At 40.2% G+C, this 20,146-nt stretch carries 15 protein-coding genes; 12 read left to right on the top strand and 3 right to left on the bottom strand.

The window, feature by feature from the left end; genetic code table 11:
- Positions 1–63: 63 nt before the first annotated feature.
- The 9 genes from porL (at position 64) to ABDZ97_RS04585 (ending at position 12,251) form a co-directional block, all read left to right on the top strand.
- Complete coding sequence (gene porL / locus ABDZ97_RS04625) at positions 64–882, top strand: type IX secretion system motor protein PorL/GldL (RefSeq protein WP_343785392.1); 819 nt, start codon at positions 64–66, stop codon at positions 880–882.
- A gap of 75 nt (positions 883–957) precedes the next feature.
- Positions 958–2,679 carry a type IX secretion system motor protein PorM/GldM gene (gene porM / locus ABDZ97_RS04620; protein WP_343785391.1) on the top strand — a complete coding sequence of 574 codons (1,722 nt, stop codon included), beginning with the start codon at positions 958–960 and terminating at the stop codon, positions 2,677–2,679.
- Positions 2,680–2,695: 16 nt separating this feature from the next.
- Positions 2,696–3,688 carry a type IX secretion system ring subunit PorN/GldN gene (gene porN / locus ABDZ97_RS04615; protein ID WP_343785390.1) on the top strand — a complete coding sequence of 331 codons (993 nt, stop codon included), beginning with the start codon at positions 2,696–2,698 and terminating at the stop codon, positions 3,686–3,688.
- A 109-nt stretch (positions 3,689–3,797) separates the two neighbouring features.
- The gene (locus tag ABDZ97_RS04610; RefSeq protein WP_343785389.1) at positions 3,798–5,501 is read left to right on the top strand and encodes a hypothetical protein; all 1,704 of its coding nucleotides are present in this window, start codon (positions 3,798–3,800) and stop codon (positions 5,499–5,501) included.
- Positions 5,502–5,579: 78 nt separating this feature from the next.
- Positions 5,580–7,520, top strand: coding sequence for an ABC-F family ATP-binding cassette domain-containing protein (locus ABDZ97_RS04605; protein WP_343785388.1), 1,941 nt, complete (start codon positions 5,580–5,582; stop codon positions 7,518–7,520).
- A 34-nt stretch (positions 7,521–7,554) separates the two neighbouring features.
- Positions 7,555–9,156, top strand: a complete 1,602-nt coding sequence (locus ABDZ97_RS04600; protein WP_343785387.1) for a Na/Pi cotransporter family protein — start codon at positions 7,555–7,557, stop codon at positions 9,154–9,156.
- Positions 9,157–9,280: 124 nt separating this feature from the next.
- Positions 9,281–10,822 carry a formylglycine-generating enzyme family protein gene (locus tag ABDZ97_RS04595; RefSeq protein WP_343785386.1) on the top strand — a complete coding sequence of 514 codons (1,542 nt, stop codon included), beginning with the start codon at positions 9,281–9,283 and terminating at the stop codon, positions 10,820–10,822.
- Positions 10,823–10,852: 30 nt separating this feature from the next.
- Positions 10,853–11,770 carry a T9SS type A sorting domain-containing protein gene (locus tag ABDZ97_RS04590; protein WP_343785385.1) on the top strand — a complete coding sequence of 306 codons (918 nt, stop codon included), beginning with the start codon at positions 10,853–10,855 and terminating at the stop codon, positions 11,768–11,770.
- A 148-nt stretch (positions 11,771–11,918) separates the two neighbouring features.
- Complete coding sequence (locus ABDZ97_RS04585; protein WP_343785384.1) at positions 11,919–12,251, top strand: single-stranded DNA-binding protein; 333 nt, start codon at positions 11,919–11,921, stop codon at positions 12,249–12,251.
- 49 nt (positions 12,252–12,300) lie between these two features.
- On the opposite strand, the gene ABDZ97_RS04580 is transcribed toward ABDZ97_RS04585, so the two are convergent.
- From ABDZ97_RS04580 to ABDZ97_RS04570, 3 genes are all read right to left on the bottom strand, one after another.
- Complete coding sequence (locus ABDZ97_RS04580) at positions 12,301–15,384, bottom strand: lectin-like protein (protein ID WP_343785383.1); 3,084 nt, start codon at positions 15,382–15,384, stop codon at positions 12,301–12,303.
- 135 nt (positions 15,385–15,519) lie between these two features.
- On the bottom strand, positions 15,520–16,107 hold the full coding sequence (locus tag ABDZ97_RS04575; protein WP_343785382.1) for a hypothetical protein: 588 nt from the start codon (positions 16,105–16,107) through the stop codon (positions 15,520–15,522).
- A 3-nt stretch (positions 16,108–16,110) separates the two neighbouring features.
- Positions 16,111–17,820 (bottom strand): M23 family metallopeptidase, encoded by a 1,710-nt coding sequence (locus ABDZ97_RS04570; protein ID WP_343785381.1) that lies wholly within the window; start codon positions 17,818–17,820, stop codon positions 16,111–16,113.
- Between the two features lie 143 nt (positions 17,821–17,963).
- Here ABDZ97_RS04570 and ABDZ97_RS04565 point away from each other — a divergent pair, with 143 nt between their 5' ends.
- From ABDZ97_RS04565 to rny, 3 genes are all read left to right on the top strand, one after another.
- Positions 17,964–18,245, top strand: a complete 282-nt coding sequence (locus ABDZ97_RS04565) for a hypothetical protein (RefSeq protein ID WP_343785380.1) — start codon at positions 17,964–17,966, stop codon at positions 18,243–18,245.
- Between the two features lie 2 nt (positions 18,246–18,247).
- Entirely contained in the window at positions 18,248–18,529 is a 282-nt protein-coding gene (locus tag ABDZ97_RS04560; RefSeq protein ID WP_343785379.1) for a cell division protein ZapA, read from the top strand.
- A gap of 78 nt (positions 18,530–18,607) precedes the next feature.
- Positions 18,608–20,137 carry a ribonuclease Y gene (rny, locus tag ABDZ97_RS04555; RefSeq protein ID WP_343785378.1) on the top strand — a complete coding sequence of 510 codons (1,530 nt, stop codon included), beginning with the start codon at positions 18,608–18,610 and terminating at the stop codon, positions 20,135–20,137.
- The last annotated feature ends 9 nt before the right edge of the window (positions 20,138–20,146 follow it).

Below are 20,146 nucleotides of genomic sequence, written 5' to 3'. Positions count from 1 at the left end.
AAACAAATCAAAAACCAAATAGTTAGTTAATTAAGTTAAAAACCAAAAAAAAGCAAGGAAACTATGAAACCAGGAAGTAAAGCGTGGAAAGCCTTTATGGCGAAATTGTACGGATTTGGTGCAGCGGTAGTTATTATCGGAGCGATGTTTAAAATTATGCACTGGCCGGGAGCAGGAGTTATGCTTGTTGCAGGTCTGTCAACAGAAGCACTTATCTTTATTTTCTCGGCATTTGAGCCGATTCATGAAGATCCGGACTGGACACTTGTTTACCCGGAATTAGCATTAGGTCATGATGAAGATCACGATCACGATGCATTACCCGCACGAGGAGGTCACTCAAGAGGTGGTGGCACAGGTATTACTGAAGAACTAGACAAATTACTCGAAGATGCAAAAATTGACAGTGCCTTATTGGAAAGATTAGGTGATGGAATGCGCACACTTGGAGAAAATGCTGCACAACTTAAAGGTGTAACAAGTGCTGCTGCTGCTACAGATTCATACGTAGACAGCTTATCATCAGCTTCAGAGCAAGTGAAAAAACTATCTCACTCGTATGAACGTGCTTCGGAATCATTGATGGGTCTAACATCAGGAACAGAAGAGGGACAATCATTTGGTGAACAAATGCAGAAAGTATCTAAGAATCTAGCTGCTCTTAACAATGTTTATGAGCTACAATTGAAAGGTTCAACACAACACCTTGAAGCAACTGAGAAATTCCAGGGTCAGGTAGCAGACATGATGGCTAACCTTTCTGCTTCGGTTGAAGATACTAAGTTGTACAAAGAGAATATGGAATTGTTGAGCAAAAACTTGACAAGCCTTAACCAGGTATATGGTAATATGTTGAAAGCCATGACTATTACTCGCGACTAATAATAAGGATATATCCTTAATTAGCGTAGGTAATATTTCATTAACTAATTTAAATAACCAAAAAGTTAATTAAACATGGCAGGAGGAAAAGAAACCCCAAGACAGAAGATGATCGGTATGATGTACCTTGTACTTACCGCACTTCTGGCACTTAACGTATCAAAAGAGATTATTTCTGCTTTTGTTACTATAAATGATAAACTTGACTTAAGTGGTAATGTTGTTCAACAAGGTACAAAAACTACTTATGGAGAGTTTGATGCTAAAAGGTTGGGAATTCAACAACAAGGTGGTGACCTTAAAGCGTTTGAATTCTGGAACAATAAGGCAAAAGCAGTAAATAAAAGATCAAGACAATTGGTTCATTTTATATTAAGTGAATCAAATGCAATGATAGAAGAAGCTGAGAAACAAGATTGGATTGCTGAAAAAGATGATGACGGTCTCATTGTTGAGTTAAAACCATTATTTGACATCAGTGCTATGGATAATTACGATATTCCTACAAATAGATTCATAGGTAGTAACCCAATGGATCCTAAAGAGGAGGGGCGTAGACTGAGGGATTCAATAATCGCCTTCCGAGATTTTATAACACAGGAAATGGCGACATATCCAATGGGGGATAAAAAGTATTCTTTTAAATCTCCTTCAGATACAAGTAAATTAAATGAAGCTCTGAAAAGTGCTAATCCTGAAGATTATGAAGCCATTAGAAGAGTCTATAGAGCACTATCCATCCCTGAAAAAATGGACGTAAAAGATGGTGGTCAGGTAAAATCAATGCCTTGGGCTTCCGTAATTTTTGACCATGCACCTATAGTAGCAGCGGGAGCTATGCTTACTGCCTTAAAAGTAGATGTCTTAACAGCAGAAAGTCAAGCCGCTGATTATTTTTTATCGAAAATAGATGCTCCATCTTTTAATTTCAACAAAATTGAGCCTTTAGCGTTCTCTAAAACCAGTTATATAAATCGCGGAGACTCTATCAAGTTAAAAGTTATGATTGCAGCTTATGATTCGACAAAAGACATGAAGCTACAGTATTGGAAAAATGATTCTACTTACAAGAGTGACAACATGCTAACATTTAATGGAGATACTGGTGAAGAACTTGTTTTGAAAGGAGATATTTCAGGTAATCATACTATTTTTGGTAAAACAGCGATTGAAATTAAAGGTAGAGAGGAATGGGTTCCATGGAAATTTAATTATTCAGTTGGAGAACCTACAGGTACAGTATCTCTTCCTGAAATGAATGTTCTATATCGTGGCTACCCAAATAAAGTAATGGGAGCAGCTTCCGGTTATCCTGATTATAAACTGTCATCAGGTGGTAATGTTACCATCACCAAAGGATCAAACGGTATGTATATTGCCAGCCCGGGATCTGGACGTGAGGCTACGATCATTATTCAGGGAGTATCGGAAGATGGAACCACAGCAAAATTAGGGGATTTTAAATTCCGTGTAAACAACATGCCAAAACCAAGTATCTATCTTGGAAGTCTTGAGGATGGGTCTGATGCTCCTTCAGCAACGATCAAATCTCAATCTAGATTGTTTGCAAAATACGGACCGGAAATTCCTTTGGAAGCAAACTTTACAGTAAAATCCTGGGAGGTTAACGTAACAGGAGCTCCAAGACCTGAAAATGGTGCCGGAGCAGCACTTACACCAAGAGCTCTTAATCTGATCAAGCAGGCTCGTCCTGGAAACACAGTGTCAATTATGTGTACTGTGGTTGGTCCCGATGGTAGAGCCCGTAAGTCTGGAGGTACCTTCAAGGTAAGATAATAAAAAACGAATGCGTATGAAAAGTTTAATTGCAAGTGTGGTATCGGTTATGGCGGGAAGTTTGATGTTTGCGCAAGTAGACATCAACGGAGGACCTATCAATAATCCTTCGCCAAACGTAATCGACGGGGTTTATATCCAACAACACATTCCAACGAAAAGAATGATTCCTTACGAGCATGTAAGAGAAGCGGATGTGATTTGGTCAAATCGTGTGTGGAGAGCAATTGACATGCGTGAGAAGATTAACCATTCCATGTACTTTCCATTTGATGAGTATGATGCAGATAATAACTGGGTCCGTCACGCAACAAGATGGTCACTTTGGACGGTAATTAAAACTCACGTTCTTAATGGAGATCTTACGGTCTATTCACCGTACAATCCATTGGCTTTTTTCATAAAGGATGGTGATTCATTCAAGTATCCGATTGTTCCTCCTCCCGGAAAGAACTATTATACAGATAGTTTGTTTAGAGACCAATTGTTCTATTATTTAGGGACACTTGGGCCTGAATCAGATCTTCCGTTGGTTGATATATATGGGGACGACTCATTGGATATAAATGGGAACTATGTATATCCTCCACGTGATACGAACTGGGTTCTTTCTAAGGATGTTGTTCAATACCGAGTAAAAGAAGACTGGTTCTTTGATAAAGAAAGATCTGTAATGGATGTTCGAATTCTTGGATTGTGTCCTGTAACTTATGATACGGATCCTAATACAGGTTCTATTTCCGGAATGAAAGAGCTTTTCTGGTTATACTTTCCTCAATGTAGATTTGTGTTCAACAATTACTTTGTTTTCAATACACATAATGATGCTCAATGGTTCTCCTTTGATGACCTGTTTTGGAAACGACAGTTCAATTCGACCATCTACAAAGAGAGTAATGTCTATGACAGAAAAGTAGAAACGTATAAAGCCGGTATAGATGCTTTGTATGAATCTCAGCGAATTACTGAAAACATGCGCATAATCGAACATGATGTTTGGGACTTCTAGTCCTACTCAATATGAATTAAAAAAACTCCGTTCAGGTATGAGCGGAGTTTTTTTTTTGTTACTATTCCCCCAATCCTGCATTCCCATGATGAACCAAAATCAAAATATCATGGCAGGAGCAAAAGAAACCCCAAGACAGAAAATGATCGGTATGATGTACCTGGTGCTTACCGCACTTCTTGCACTTAACGTATCAAAAGAAATAATTGAAGCCTTCGTATCAATTGACAATAATGTACAGGAAGCTAATCAAGCCGTAAGAAAAAAAGGAAACTACTCTTTTGACAGTTTAAAGGAAGTCACCTCCGATACTTCTGATCCTCTCCGTGCTAAATCAGCTGAATTATGGTTTACTATAGCAAAAGAGATTCGTTCAGCTACCGAGGAAAACATCCTGTACATTGATCAACTTAAAATACGACTTCTTGAAGAATGTGGTGAAGACAAAAATGAAGTTGTCAAAAATGATCAAACTGTCCCATACTTACTTGACTTATCTCTCATAAAAGCAAAAGATAAATATGATGACCCGATGCGAATTCTTATCGGTGAAAATACAGATATAAAACATCCCACCGGTGAAGGGATGGAAGTTTGGAAACGACTCATCCAATTCAGAAACACAATAACTGAATTATTAGGTACCTATACACTTCCCCAATCAAATCTGTCATTCAGCTTTTCATCTTCAGCTCCGGGTGATTTTTCAAAGTCAAATCCGGATGATACCTTACTAATCCGTCAATTGTTCAATCAACTCTCCAAAAAGGAATATCGAAAAGTACATGATATAGACAATGTGCACTGGGTAGGAGCTACATTTGACCACGCACCTATCGTCGCTGCCATAGCACAATTATCCAGTTTACAAACCGAGTTCTTAAATGCAGAGGCAGAAGCACTGGCACATATCAGAAACAAAATCGGTAATGGTCAGTACTCATTTAATAAAATTATGCCGCTCGCATACGGAAAAAGCTATATCAATCCGGGAGATACACTCAACGTACAAGTGCTCATGGCTGCCTATGATTCCTATAAAATTCCGCGCGTCTCATATACAGATCCCATGACAAGAGAAATAGTAAATCTTCAAGATCATGCGTATAAAGACGGAAAAGGTCTTTTCAATCTCACACCACAAAAAAGTGGAGCAGATACCCTGAGTGGAACTATAAGTATTCAAAATAAAAATGGACAATGGGCAACACAAAGCTGGCACCTCCCCTACTATGTTGGTTCACCGGGAGGTGCTATCTCACAACCTCAAATGCAAATACTATACCGCAGTTATGACAATTTATTAACGGGAGCCACATCAGGCTATGCTAATTATAAACTGGTCTCCCGATCCAATGTAACACTGAGTAAATCATCCGATGGGACATATATTGCCCTCCCAGGTCCCGGAAGAACAGCTGAAATCGCTATTGTAGGAATAGATGAAAATGGAAAAAGTAGTCAACTGGCAGTATATGAATACCAGGTACGAAGAAAACCAACTCCCGATCTATTTGTAGGAGGTATAAAAAGAGATCAGGAAATAACAAAAAATGAACTTCTGGCGCAAAACCGATTATTTGTAAAATATGACGAATCCATTCCGTTAACCTCAGATTTTACACCAGTACGCTATGAACTCAACAATCCGGTCGCACCACGTTCACTCAAAGTTGAGGGAGCTAGCATTACACGCGAAGCTCAACGATACCTTAGTCAACTTCGTCAAGGCTCTAGCATTAAAATTACTTGTTATTACAAAGATTCACACAATCATATCGCACGAGTATCATCAGTACTCACCATCAAATAACAACTTCACCTCATTACCCCGGTGCAGATAGTATCGGGGTTTTTTCGTTTCTTTGCACAAAAAACAGACAGCACGATCATGGTAAATTTGCAACAACTCAGTGTTTTTCTTCCTCAGGGGTATCTTTTTAAAGATGTAAGCCTGCAAATTAATCCGAATGACAGAATTGGATTAGTAGGAAAAAACGGAGCTGGAAAATCAACTTTGATGAAGCTTATTGCCGGGTGGAACCGTCCTTCCGAAGGAGCGGTTCACAAACCCAAAGATCTCACTGTCGGTTTCCTGACTCAGGATATTGAAATTGATTCAAACCAATCTGTTTATGATTTCCTTAAGTTCTCTAATGAAGAGTTAAACACTATTCAGTCCAGATTGGATGAAATTAATCATCAACTGGTTACCCGTACGGATTATGAAAGTGATAGTTATTTGCAACTTCTGGATGATTTGAACTTACTAAATGATCGTTTCAAGCACATTGACGGATGGAAATGGGAAGAAAAAATTACTGCGGCATTAAAAGGTTTAGGCTTCACGGACGAGGATTTTTCGCGTGAACTGAATACATTCTCCGGCGGATGGAAAATGAGAGCTGAACTGGCAAGAATTCTTGTCAATAACCCCGGTGTACTTCTTCTTGATGAACCTACAAACCACCTGGACATTGTTTCTATTGCCTGGCTGGAAGAATATCTGAAAACGTTCCCTGGAGCTATTATTGTTATTTCGCACGACAGACTGTTCCTTGATAATGTTACCAAACGTACCCTTGAGATTTCAGGGGGCAAAATTCTTGATTTCCCTTATGCTTACTCTAAATATAAAGAAGCCCGGGCAGAGGAAATTACACGGTTAAAAGAAGCTCAGAAGAATCAGGATAAAGAGATTAAAAGAACCGAAGAGTTAATTGATAAATACAGGGCGAAAGCTAATAAAGCTGCTTTTGCCCAAAGTTTGATTAAGAAACTGGAAAAGACAGAACGTATAGAAGTTGAATCGGATGCGGTAGCAAAAATGAAAATTCGTTTTCCTTTGAGCGTCCAACCAGGAAAATGGGTTCTCGAACTGGATCAGGTAGGTAAAACATACGACAACAAGACCATTTTAAAGGATATTTCTATTACTGTCGGACGAGGTGAAAAAATTGCGTTATTGGGACCAAATGGTGTCGGAAAATCTACGTTGCTAAAACGTATTATGAAAACCATTGAAGGAGATGGAGAAGTAAAATACGGTCACAATGTAACGATTACTTACTTTGCCCAAAATCAGGCAGAGAGTCTTGACAAAAACAAAACTGTTTTTGAAACCGTAGACGAAATTGCTACAGGTGAAATCAGAAAGGACCTGCGAAGCATTCTGGGCGCGTTTTTATTTAGCGGAGAAGATATTGATAAACAAGTTGGTGTACTTTCTGGAGGAGAGCGTACTCGCCTGGCACTTTGTACACTACTCCTGAGCCCGTCCAATTTATTAATTCTTGATGAGCCTACAAACCATCTTGACATACAGAGTAAGGAAGTACTGAAAGATGCCTTAAAAAGCTATGAAGGGACTTTTATTGTCGTATCTCACGACCGTGAATTCCTGGAAGGTCTTACTAACCGGATTTGGGACATCCAGAACAAAACACTTAAAATTCACCATTTCCTTGTAAAGGAATATCTTCAATACAAATTGAACAAAGGAACCGAAGAAACGGTTGAACAGCCGCAACCAACTGCAGTTGCTCCTCCTGTTGAAAAGGAAGAATCTGTACCTCTCTCATTTGAAGAACAAAAAGAACTTAAACGAAGAAAGAACAGATTACAAAATCTAGTAAAGAAGTCCGAAGAACGTATATCCGAACTGGAAAAGGAAATCGCTGCTCTCAATCAAAAGATGGCTGAACTTGATTATTCAAATGCTGAAGAAACCGAAAAAAGTCTCTCCTTCTTTGATTCCCGTAAAAAGGAACTCGACGAAACCATGCAACAATGGGAAGAGGCTCTTGAAGAGCTATCTGAACTGGAAGGCTAGTTTCATCGAAAACATATTTTAGGTATATTGGCTAATGGTGTTTGAAAATTTCGATATATGGAAGTTTTTGGCCGGGCTGGGAATCTTCATGTTCGGTATGTTCTTACTGGAAGAATCTATTAAACTTCTTTCGGGGAAAACTTTCAAGCGCTTTATTAAAACCAGTACAACCGGAAAGATCAGATCCATTTTTACGGGGATGACTTCTACGGCAATTTTACAAAGTAGTTCTGCCGTTTCTTTGATGACTTTAGCATTTGTGGGTGCCGGTATCATGAGTATGCAAAATGCGATTGGTGTCATTATGGGAACAAATCTGGGGACGACATTTACAGGATGGATTGTTGCCACACTCGGATTTAAAATAGATATTGAAGGAATAGCCCTACCCCTGATCGGAATCGGAGGTCTGGGATTAATATTTCTGAGTAAATCCGTACGCTATTCAGGATTTAGTAAGCTCTTCGTTGGACTAGGCTTTCTGTTCATGGGGTTGGATTACATGAAAATTGCACTGGAGAATTACACGTCAACAATTGACTTATCCACTTTACCCCATTATGGACTCTGGTTTTACATCCTACTCGGATTCCTCCTCACTGCCATTATGCAATCAAGTTCAGCAACACTCGCCATCATTCTTACAGCCCTTAATTCAGGGATCATTCACTTTGATGAAGGTGCTTCAATGGTGATCGGAGCAAATATTGGGACAACCATAACCGTTCTGCTAGGAGCTATTGGTGGCGTCGCTATAAAAAAGCAGGTTGCCGCCAGTCATGTTATTTTTAACATAGGAACCGGAATTATTGCTATTCTTTTTCTCCCCGTTTTTACCCGTCTGATACACATAATAGATGGAACAACGGATCACTCAAATGTCATTGACATTGCTTTATTCCATACCCTGTTCAATTTAGTCGGAGTTGTACTGTTCTTCCCATTTATAGGTCTGTTAGCCAAAAAATTAATCAAATGGTTTCCTAATAAAGAAACAAAAGTAACCCGATACATCAACAACGTGTCTGTAGATTTACCGGAAGCCGGCATGAAAGCTCTCCACCTCGAAACAGAACATTTGTATCAGGAAACTGTAAGCTTTGCTGAGTCATTACTCAATGAAAAGCGACAAAATCAAAAGGCACCTGAACAACGCTTTGAGGACCTGAAGAATCTTCAATCAGCTATTTCTGTATTCGGTTCCAATATCAGACATGGGGAACTGGATGCACCGGAAAAAAGCAAAATCCATCAGACGATTTCAATATCGCTTCAACTTAGTCAGGTTTCCAAAACACTTTGGTCTATTCACGAAGAAATTACGGAGTTAACAAACAGCTCAACTCCGGGAGCGATTAAAGTCTTCAGAGAACTTTGTGAGGAACACAACCAACTACTTGGAAGGATTCAAAAGCTACTTGATGACGACGCTTACCAGGAGTTGTCCCTGAGTAACCTAAGGAATGAAATTGAATCTCAAAATGAGGCTCTTATCACCAAAGTTGCGCATTTACTCAATAACAATGACATAGAAAACAAACATGTCTCTTGGCTAATTCTGGTCAATGGACTTATCAGCCATACAAGCCTTCAAATGCTCCTCATTCTTCATGATTTGAAACAAAGCAAATACTAAACGAATAAAAAACACCTCTTAACCCACCTCAGGTATTCTTTGTCGAATTTAACTTTAAAAAAACGTTTATTATTTGTTGTTTTTTGTTAAAAAAATTTCATTTTAGCTTAAAATACTACTTCTAATGAAAACTATTACGCACTTATTCCTTGCAGGGATAACTCTTCTTGGAATTGCTTTAAACGTAAATGCCAATAATATTCAGGTTGCTAATTGTGGATTGATCAATCAAAACACCTCTGCAGGAGCGAATAATCCTGCAAATCATACTTTTATTCGGTTCGATCTTTCCTGGGAAAATTCGTGGCGCGTTTCTTCTGCTCCAGCTAATTGGGACGCTGCCTGGGTGTTTGTTAAATACAGAGTTCAACCCAGCGAAGTCTGGCAGCATGCGTACCTGAGTACGAGTGGTCATGTCAGTGGTTCGGGTACTGCCGCTTCGGTACAGGTAGGTCTTGTAAACGAGGGGGCACCACATAACAGCGTCTCAAACCCTGCGGTAGGAGCATTTGTATACAGAGCCAATAGCGGAAGCGGATCTTTTGGTGCAACCAATATTCAGCTCAAGTGGGACTATGTACTGCAAGGAATCAATGATGATGATGTAATAGACATTCAGGTATATGCTGTAGAAATGGTTTATGTAACTGAAGGAGATTTTTACCTTGGTGATGAAGGAGGAGGAATAGGAATGCTTTCTGAAGGAGGAACAGCCAGTAGTCCTTTTCAGGTTACATCGGAAGGAGCCATCAGTATATCAAATTCAACCGGATCGCTATGGGGGGTAAACGGAACCTACGCAAATACAAACACGACTTCCAATTCTTCAGGATATTGGTACAGTACAGGAGGAACAGGAACTCTATCTGCAGCATTCCCCAAAGGACATAAAGGGTTTTATTGTATGAAGTATGAAACCAGTCAGCAACAGTATGTTGACTATTTGAACGCACTAAACTCTTCCCAACAATCTGCACGCGCTTATACAGGTGGAGCAAATAGAAGCGGTATATCACTATCAGGTGGTACCTATATTACTTCGGCTCCTTTCGTAGCCAATAATCATATGAGTTGGGCTGACGGAATCTGTTTTGCAGACTGGACGGGATTACGACCAATGACAGAATTTGAATTTGAAAAAGCATCCCGTGGAGCATCAAATCCCTTCCCTGATGAATACGCCTGGGGAAACACTACTATTGTGCAAAGTCAGGGAATCACCAACCCGGGAGCCGATGATGAAACGGCCTCCAATACGGCTGCTAATACGACATACGGTCCCCACGCTTCCGTTCCAGGACCTATTCGCGTAGGAAGTCATGCCGGGACAGGAACTTCTCGTGTAGACGCAGGAGCTTCTTACTATGGAATGATGGAATTAAGCGGTAATCTTTGGGAAAGATGTGTTACAATGGGGCGCCCGGAAGGAAGAGCTTTCACAGGACTTCACGGAAACGGTGAAATAACAGCATTAGGATCTGCTGATGTAACAAACTGGCCCGGAGATAATGCTGTAGGAAGTGGTAACCGTGGCGGAGCCTGGAATACTACAGCAACATTATTACGTGTTTCTGATCGTTCACAGGCAAGATATACTTATACAGGTAGATCCGGCTCCCATGGATTCAGAGCTGTTCGTACAGTTCCTTCAACTCCTGCTAATTAATTAGTACCCATTTTGGGTGCAGTACTACTCATGGTCAGATTACTAAAACGATTGAACACCGTAATTACTATTTGCCTTCTTTTGGCAAGTGTTCAACCTGTTACAGCCCAGTTTTCAGGAGGTACAGGACGAGGGGAGTCTGTATGTTATTACGAATCTCCTTACTCACCTATGTATTTCGGAGGACGTGGACGTGGAGAAAACGTGTGTTCCTTTTACAGTCCCTCTGCCCCCTATTATTCAGGAGGAAAAGGACGAGGTGACGCAATTTGTTCTAATTACAATCCAATTATCCCCTTATTTGAAGGAAGTACCGGACGTGGTGACGCTATCTGTTATGAAATAAATGATCCGCTTTCTATATTCTCAGGAGGAAACGGACGTGGAGATGCATTTTGTTTTAGTGATGAAATGCTACTTCCCATTACTCTTGATTACTTTAATGTACATTGTTGGAACAATGAAGTTACTATTTCATGGGCTACTTTGTCTGAAAAAGATAATGATTACTTTAGTATTGAAACCAGTATAGACGGAAATAGCTGGATACCGTTAGATACCATTTTTGGCGCAGGAAATAGCAGTACGTATAACGCCTATAAAATCTTCTCATACGCAGAAAGAGACAATCAATATTATCGACTCTCACAAACTGATTACGATGGTACAAAAGTGCAATTTGACCCGGTGTTAAGCCAATGCGAAAACGATCCCGAAAATGAGCCGGAAATATATCCTAACCCAAACAATGGTAAATTTACTATTCGTGGGTTTGGAGCTTCAGCTGAGTTAGCGATCTTTGATGCTACAGGAAAACTTGTTCTCCAAACAAATCTATATGATGATATATCAGAGATCGACCTGAGCATCCAACAACCCGGAATGTATCTATTGAAGATAGTTACCTCAAGCAAAACACATACTAAGCGGGCGATCATCAAACCATAGATACCAATACACTGAAAAACAGTAAGTAAAAAGTTTACAAACGAATATTTTACGAATACAAATGGTTAAAAGACGGTTTGTAGCGTGAGACCAGTGAATCTTTGCCTCATCAAATTCACTCATTGGTTTATCACTAAAACAAACTCGTATGAATAACTTCGTAAACAAAGTAACCATGACAGGTAGCATCAGTACGCAACCACACATCATTCATTTTGGTAATGGGAAGAAAATTGCCCGTTTTCAGTTTGCTACTCAGGAAAAATATGCCTCATCAAACGGCACCCCACATACAGTAACAAGTTGGCATTCCGTATTTGCCTGGGGAAAGGAAGCCGCTGTAATTGAACTGACCGCCTCCAGAGGAGCCAAACTGGCGATTGAAGGCATGCTGGTAAACCGACCGTATGAAACTCCCGAAGGAGAAAAACGATATAAAACAGAAATCAGAGCCAATAAGATTGTCGTTCTGGACGCATAAAATAGAAAAAGCCTGTCTATAGCACGTAGACAGGCTTTTGTATTACTTTTTATTTTCGAATAATGGTTATAAAACCGGACTTGGTTTCACTACCATACCTTAACCGGTAAAAATACACTCCTTCTGCCAATTCAGCTCCGGAAAACATATCATTCCCAGAAAACGCTTCTCCCGCCTGATCCTGTTTCCAGACAAGATTACCCCATCGGTTTACAATCTCAATTTCGAAAGGAAGACAGGAAGTAAAATAATCATTCATATCCAGGTAATCGTTTTTCCCGTCATTATTAGGAGTGATAACATTTGGGAATTCCTCTATCAGCGGAGTAAACTGTCCCAAAATGGTTAAAGAAACCGCAGTCCATTGACTCGGACAGCCATCCACTTCAATATACAGTGTATAGTCCCCTTCTTTTTCTTCTGTCGCAATTAATGTATTCTCTGCACTATTACTAGTGAATCCGTTAGGACCTTCCCAATAATAAGTAGCTCCTTCAACATATTCGGCACTAAAAACAAATTCCTCTTCAGGACAAGCTACCGGTGAATTAGAGAACACGGAAGGAATATCCGGATAGTCGTATACGACAACTGTCTTTTCGATGCTATCCGAACAATTTTCTTCCGAATAAACGACTAATGTAACAGTATGTTCTCCTGCAACAGGGAATACAACCTGCGGGTCAGTTTGATTACTTGTCAGTCCACTGCCAAAATCCCAATCACTGGTAAGTGAAGAATTATCTTCAATAGTACTGGTATTTTGAAAGGAAACAGGATCATTTAAACATCCCGCATCAAATGTAAAGTCGGCTTCCGGATTTGGATTTACAGTAACTGTTGTTGTATCTGAGATGTGACAACTATATCTATCGAGTACCGAAACGATATACTCCGTAGTTGTAGCAGGCTGCACCGTTTGTTGCTGCTGTTGTGAACCGTTCGACCATTGATAGCTATATGGAGAAGATCCAAGTATAGTTGAAATAACTCCTATATTAGCCGTCTCTCCTTCACAAATTCCTATTGGCGGTGTTACGCTTGTTACAGGGCAGAGATTAACTTCAATAATTGATTTTGCATTATTACTGGAACAGGAAAGATCATTCCAGGTTCCATTTGTATAAATCTGAACACAATCCTCATCCCCCGACTGATTAGGCTCTCCTGCAGCCCAATTTGTATAGGTAACTGGAGATTGATCATACCACACAAAGTCTCCTTCTGTTACCTCATCACTAAGTCCTATCCAAATCACATCCTGATTAGATGTAAACCCGAGTGAGATCAGGGAGTTCAGAATACAATCATTTTCCTCCTGAGACTGAACAGATACCAGGTTCGCACCGAGAGTCTGAGCAAAACTCTGCGCCTGACTTCCTGTCATGGATTGCGGATTTAAAAAATACATAGAACAAGGAGAAACACAGTTCACTAGCTCTGTACAGCCAGCAGCAGTAAAAGCAGATCGGATAGAATCAATATCACATTCATAATCATTCGGAAAATCCGGGCAACCTTCAAGCATAACGTTTACTTCTACGGTATCTGCATCCATACACCCATTACTGTCCGTTCCTGTAACGATATAGGTATTAGTTGAACTAGCCGGAAGAATATAGTTTCCATTTACAGCTCCGTTATTCCAAACGTAGGTATCCGCTCCAGTTGCAAGCAATTGGATAGAATCTCCGGGACATAATGTCTCATCAGCCGGAGCTATAACGTCCGGTAGCATATTTACAGTTACAACAACTGTATCTGAGGCAGAGCAACCATACCGATCTTCTGTCAAAGCTACATAAGAGGTTGTCTGCGTTGGCCAGACATCCACGCTTTGTGTAGTAGCCACAGACTCCCATTCATACGTATAAGGTGACGAGCCAAACAAAGTAGTACTGGCGGACAAAGTAACGGTATCACTTTCACAAATTGTCACATCAATTCCCGCATCAATAAACGGGCATAAATTCACTTCAATAATTGACTGGGAGTTTGCACTTGTACAAGACAAATCATTCCACTGTCCGGGATTCGCTCCTGTCGGATAAATCTGAACACAGTCCTCATCCCCCGACTGATTCGGCTCTCCTGGAGCCCAATTTGTATACGTTACCGGTGACTGGTCGTACCAGACAAAACTTCCCTCGGTTGCTTCATCATTAAATCCGATCCAGATTACACCAGTTTGGTTGAGTCGCACGAGATCATCCAGTAGACATTGATTCTCGGCAAGAGACTGGATAGATACCAGATTGGCTCCCAATGTTTGCGCAAAACTCTGTGCCTGACTACCGGTCATGGACTGCGTATTTAAAAAATACATACTGCAATCATTCCAACACCCTTCCAATTCAAGGCACCCGGCATTTGCAAACTCTGTACGAATTTGATCAATATCACATGTGAAAGTTGGATCAACACAACCATTCGGATTATTTCCAGGGTCACACATGCAATCATCAAATGCATCTGAAATTCCATCTCCATCCGTGTCATTTCCGTTTGCAGAAGTTGCATCAGCTACTAATAATAATCCGTAGGGGTTATTCCCTGTCGGATCAGCATTAGGGACATTATAAACAAGTACATCAATATAATTCGTCCCTACCTGCCAGGGACCATTAATTGTAATCGAAAGCTGAGAGCCTGTGGAGAATCCTCCTCCTGATATTCCCAATGAAGTATTATTAAGAAATACGTCTGTAATTGTATTGTCCACATATCCCAAAAAATTCAGCGTATAATTTCCTTGTTGTGTAACCGAAAACCCATTACAATCAGGAGGCAGATCCAGGGTTAATCTGAAGAAACGATATCCTGCAGAAGAATTTGTCGCACAATTTGCCTCATTTCCGGTAATCCAATTGGCATTGTTCATTGGCGGTGTTAACGCTGCCGGATCTACCCAACTCCCCGGCGCACAATTATTATTGATTAACGCCGGTTGAAAAGTCGCTCCCGCTGGTGATCCGGGTTGTGTAACAAACCATTCAGAACAGGTCCAGATTGGGTCCAGAGCACCAATTGCTCCCTGTCCGGTAGATAGCGTAACCGGATTTGGAAAATTTTGTGCATACCCGATGGCTGACATAAAAAATGCCAGTGTGTAGTAGATAAGTTTACATTTCATAGTAAGTACATTAAGCAATTCAATGCTTAAATGTACAAAATAATTGTTTATTGATTTTCAACAGAATACAAAGCTTAGTTTATGAAAATATAAATTCCTATAAAAATACTATTCTTTACATCTGTACAAGTAGAATTATTTTTCAGAATTCCGGAGCATTTCTTCTGTTACCTGATCTAACTTCTCTGCATTTTCTTTAGAAGGATTATTATAATGCTCAATCATCGCTTCAACATATTCGGGATTGTTTCTGTAACGGATAGAAAACCAAAACCCCGCAGGAATTACATAGAAAAGCCCCCCAAATACCATGTATATAGCAACACGTTTTACAAGACGTTCTTTCAACAATGGATACGTCCCTGAGAGTACAAAAGCCATCACAATAGCAATGCCTAAGAATATGCTTCCTGAAACAAAAAGGAATCCCCTTCCCGGCCACAACATAATCGCAAACAAAACCGAATTAATAATTGCTGCCATCCCTATTCCCCCAAATATTCCAATCAGAATATCCGTAAAGCGTATAGAAGAATATGCTTCTTTTTTGAACACTTGCGCCATTCGAACACCATTTAAATGAGCAAATCCCAAATACGCGTACAATGCACCCAGCAGACTTAATGAAAGCATCATGAATAAACTCATCCCGACTCCGCCCAAAAGGTAAAGCAGGAAAAAAGAAGCACTTACTCCTGATAACAACAATTCAGTTCTTTTCATCTTCTATTTCTTTATTTCGTATTGTTCGACTGTTTCATTACCTACCCCATCTTTTACAACCAGTTTTACCTGATGTATCCCTACCCCCAGTTCAGTGATTGAAGTAAACAACTGATCTCTCTTAGGTTCAAACTCCAGTACCTGATACTTTCCATTGACATACACAGCATATTCTGCAACTCCGGAAAGGTCATCTGATACCGTCCAGGTTAACAATGTTTTTCCTGTCACCGCCCCTCCATTCACAAAATTCGTACTTCTCACTTCGGGAGCAATAGTATCCTCCTGTATTTCAAAAGTTCCCATCTCTTTTGGTGTTGCGCTTATCCACCCTTCTTTAATTTCCGATTGGAGTGCTTTTTGACGTCCTCTGTAATCTGTATGTATAATAATCGCTCTACTTCTGTTTCCAATTGCTTTGGGTAGTTTCATTGCTAACCGATAGGTTCCGTCTATCGGTATCTTTGCATCACCGAATACCACCTTACCTTCCTCACTTTGAAACTTTTTAAGCACCGGTTCATACAACAGGTAATCCCTGAAAAGAATCTGGCAGGAAGAAGACTCAAACGTATAGATACTGTCCGGATACATATACCCCGGATCATATGCATCCCATGGAGTATCTTCCTTACGCAATTCTCCTGCTGCAATATCCAATGTAAACTTCATATCCAGGCTATTCCCCGCAATATCCAGCGCGTTATAATGCATTTGATAGGAATTCCCCGGATACAGTCCCAATATACCGGAATCCGTATTCGGATATATCGGTAACTTATTGTGTGGAGTGCGGAAATACTTTTCAAAACCTAGCTTCTTAAACTTAAACTCTTCATAATCCATGTGCGTATTAATCTGCCTATTGACGGCAAAATCCAGCTCTTTCATCTGTTGCGTATAAACCGTATCTGCATTCAGCATGAGTCTCCCTTCATAAATCCCACAGACATTTTGGGCCGCATCATAACGGTCAATTACCCGAACAGCTAATCCTACACCACCGTTTTCAGAACAAAAATGTGATGGAAGCGTCACTTTTTTCCCGGAAACGGTATATTCTTTACCGGATAAAACCGCTGGGAACACTTTCTCTTTCCCGGGAATCCGGTATCCCATTTTACTCAATGCATATAACTTCACTGCCCGTATTTCTGGAGCTCTGGTATCAGCCACATCCAGAAAATCAAACAACAACGGGTTTAGCGGGTGCTCTGTTTTCGTATCCCGAATTTCAAAATGCAAGTGAGGGGCTGACGAACCTCCCGTATTACCGGAAATAGCTATTACATCCCCTTTTTTTACTACTAATTTATCTGTCCCGGGAAATAGTTCGATCTCAAAAAATTCTTGTTTCACTTGTTCTGTAAGAACGTATTCTTCAATTGCTCCGGAAAAGTGTTGACAATGTGCATATACACTCGTTATCCCTAATTCAGGATGATCGATATAAATAGCTTTTCCATATCCGTAAGGGGAAACTTTTATTCGGGAAACATACCCGTCTGCAATAGCATAGAGTCTATATCCTTCACTACCTTTTGTTTTGATATCAATTCCTGTATGAAAATGATTCGAACGCAATTCTCCGAAATTGGCCGCCAGCACTATTGGAATCCCAACTGGAGAATGTAAAGGTTCTTGATAAGGATACTGACTTAAAAGATTACCGGAACACAAACTCAACAACACAAAAGTGAACAAATATCTCATTTTACAAAGATAGGAACGAAAAAGAAATTCAGGAGCATTCTCCCTCTCTCTTCTACCTGCACAATTTTGTACTGAAAATTCCGATTAAAAAAATTTGAAATTCGTCTCCGCTGTGTTACTTTTGTGCAAAGGCAATTAACAAAATGAACGAATTAAACGGTTTAATTCAACAAGTAGCTGAAAAGTCGAAAAGCTTAAAATCCGAAGTGGAGGAAAAAGCGATTCAAATAGAAACTCTTCAGACTAAAGTTAATTTGCTTCTTTCTGAGAAAGCTGAGTTGGAAGAACAGGTAAACGAACTGAAACAACAACTAACTCAGTTATCAGATAATGTGATTAGTGAATCTACTGATACTATTTTCAATAATCGCATTGACGAACTGGTGAGGGAAATTGATGAATGTATTCATCATCTTAAACAATAAAGATGGCAAAATTGTCCATAAAAGTGATTGTAGCTGGCAGAACCTACCCCTTGATGGTTGATGAAACCGAAAAGGAAAACGTTGAATCTGCTGCCGAAGATATAAACCGTCGGATAAAGCACCTTCAGGACAATTATGCTGTAAAAGATGTTCAGGACCTATTGGCTATGGCTGCATTACAAATTGCTGCCAAACCGGCAACAGGAAATACATCCAACCCCAAAATAGACCTTTCTGCACAGACAAATGCATTACGGGAGCTTTTGGAAGAATTGAATAAATAGGCAAAATTTTTACCCACCAATGTTCGTGTACTTTTGAAGTGCAGGCATTGGTGTTTTTTTAACATATAGTACAAACAAATGGATCCAATAGGAATAATAATCGGTATAGTAGTCGGTGGTGCGGTAACCGTACTTCTGCTCAACACACTCCTTAAAAAGAAGAGAAAACAAATCCTTGAAGAAGCAGAAAAACAAGGGGAAACTTTGAAGAAAGACAAGATACTTCAAGCCAAAGAAAAGTTTCTGCAATTGAAAGAAGAGCATGAGAAATCAATGAAAGAAAGAGAACGTAAGTTCCAGTCTTTAGAAGACAAAGCACGTGCTAAAGAGCAGTCTCTGTCTCAAAAAATTGAGAATGCAACCCGCAAAGAAAAAGAAGTACAGAACCTTAAATCAGATCTGGAAGAGCAACTTGAGGTGATTAATGTAAAAAAGTCTGAGCTGGAAAAAATTCAGAGTAAACGTGTTTCGGAACTTTCCAAAGTGTCGAACATGACTCCTGAAGAAGCGAAGAATCTTTTGATGGAAGCATTAAAAGATGAAGCTCGTACAAATGCAATGCAATACATCAAGGACATAACGGATGAAGCAAAACTCAATGCTACAAGAGAAGCAAAGAAAATTGTTATCCAATCAATCCAACGCGTTGCTACCGAACAGGCAATCGAAAATTCAGTTTCTGTCTTCAACATTGACAGTGACGAAGTGAAAGGAAGAATTATCGGTCGGGAAGGAAGAAACATTCGTGCTCTTGAAGCGGCTACAGGTGTAGAAATTATTGTAGACGACACCCCGGAAGCGATTATCCTTTCTTGTTTTGATCCGGTAAGAAGAGAAATTGCCCGGCTTGCACTTCACCAACTTGTTTCTGACGGACGTATTCACCCGGCAAGAATTGAAGAAGTGGTTGCAAAAACCAGAAAATCGCTGGAAGAAGAGATTACAGAAACGGGAAGAAGAACTTGTATAGACCTGGGTATTCACGGTCTTCATCCTGAGCTAACAAGAGCTGTAGGACGTATGAAGTACAGATCTTCATACGGGCAAAACCTGCTTCAACACTCCCGTGAGGTAGCAAACCTTTGTGCAATCATGGCCTCTGAGTTAGGATTGAACGTAAAACTTGCAAAACGTGCCGGACTGCTACACGATATTGGAAAAGTGCCGGATGAAGAGCCAGAATTACCACACGCGATCCTGGGTATGAAGTGGGCAGAAAAATACGGCGAAAAAGCCGATGTATGTAACGCCATCGGAGCACACCACGACGAAATTGAAATGACAACACTTATCGCTCCTATTGTACAGGTTTGTGACGCTATTTCAGGAGCACGTCCGGGAGCCAGACGAGAAATGGTTGAATCGTACATCAAACGAATTAAAGATCTGGAAAACCTGGCACTTTCATACGAAGGAGTATCCAAAGCTTATGCTATTCAGGCAGGACGGGAACTTCGTGTACTTGTTGAAAGTGAGAAAGTATCCGATCAACGTGCTGATGAGTTATCTTTTGCCATCTCACAACAAATCCAGGAAGAAATGACTTATCCCGGACAGGTAAAAGTAACCCTGATACGGGAAAAACGTTCCGTTACGTATGCAAAATAAGTAATCGGA

This window comes from Wandonia haliotis, from assembly GCF_039523435.1.
GTDB classification, from domain to species: Bacteria; Bacteroidota; Bacteroidia; order Flavobacteriales_D; family Crocinitomicaceae; genus Wandonia; species Wandonia haliotis.
The sequence above is the reverse complement of the archived record's forward strand: the minus strand, read 5'-3'. Positions and strand labels throughout refer to the sequence as shown.

What these genes read in the sequence shown, in the direction of transcription:
- ABDZ97_RS04580 (WP_343785383.1), bottom strand. Translation starts at nt 15,384, where the DNA reads ATGAAATGTAAACTTATCTACTACACACTGGCATTTTTTATGTCAGCC.
- ABDZ97_RS04585 (WP_343785384.1), top strand. Translation starts at nt 11,919, where the DNA reads ATGAATAACTTCGTAAACAAAGTAACCATGACAGGTAGCATCAGTACG.
- rny (WP_343785378.1), top strand. Translation starts at nt 18,608, where the DNA reads ATGGATCCAATAGGAATAATAATCGGTATAGTAGTCGGTGGTGCGGTA.
- porM (WP_343785391.1), top strand. Translation starts at nt 958, where the DNA reads ATGGCAGGAGGAAAAGAAACCCCAAGACAGAAGATGATCGGTATGATG.
- ABDZ97_RS04575 (WP_343785382.1), bottom strand. Translation starts at nt 16,107, where the DNA reads ATGAAAAGAACTGAATTGTTGTTATCAGGAGTAAGTGCTTCTTTTTTC.
- ABDZ97_RS04610 (WP_343785389.1), top strand. Translation starts at nt 3,798, where the DNA reads ATGGCAGGAGCAAAAGAAACCCCAAGACAGAAAATGATCGGTATGATG.
- porL (WP_343785392.1), top strand. Translation starts at nt 64, where the DNA reads ATGAAACCAGGAAGTAAAGCGTGGAAAGCCTTTATGGCGAAATTGTAC.
- ABDZ97_RS04595 (WP_343785386.1), top strand. Translation starts at nt 9,281, where the DNA reads ATGAAAACTATTACGCACTTATTCCTTGCAGGGATAACTCTTCTTGGA.
- ABDZ97_RS04560 (WP_343785379.1), top strand. Translation starts at nt 18,248, where the DNA reads ATGGCAAAATTGTCCATAAAAGTGATTGTAGCTGGCAGAACCTACCCC.
- ABDZ97_RS04590 (WP_343785385.1), top strand. Translation starts at nt 10,853, where the DNA reads ATGGTCAGATTACTAAAACGATTGAACACCGTAATTACTATTTGCCTT.
- ABDZ97_RS04570 (WP_343785381.1), bottom strand. Translation starts at nt 17,820, where the DNA reads ATGAGATATTTGTTCACTTTTGTGTTGTTGAGTTTGTGTTCCGGTAAT.
- ABDZ97_RS04565 (WP_343785380.1), top strand. Translation starts at nt 17,964, where the DNA reads ATGAACGAATTAAACGGTTTAATTCAACAAGTAGCTGAAAAGTCGAAA.
- porN (WP_343785390.1), top strand. Translation starts at nt 2,696, where the DNA reads ATGAAAAGTTTAATTGCAAGTGTGGTATCGGTTATGGCGGGAAGTTTG.
- ABDZ97_RS04605 (WP_343785388.1), top strand. Translation starts at nt 5,580, where the DNA reads ATGGTAAATTTGCAACAACTCAGTGTTTTTCTTCCTCAGGGGTATCTT.
- ABDZ97_RS04600 (WP_343785387.1), top strand. Translation starts at nt 7,555, where the DNA reads ATGGTGTTTGAAAATTTCGATATATGGAAGTTTTTGGCCGGGCTGGGA.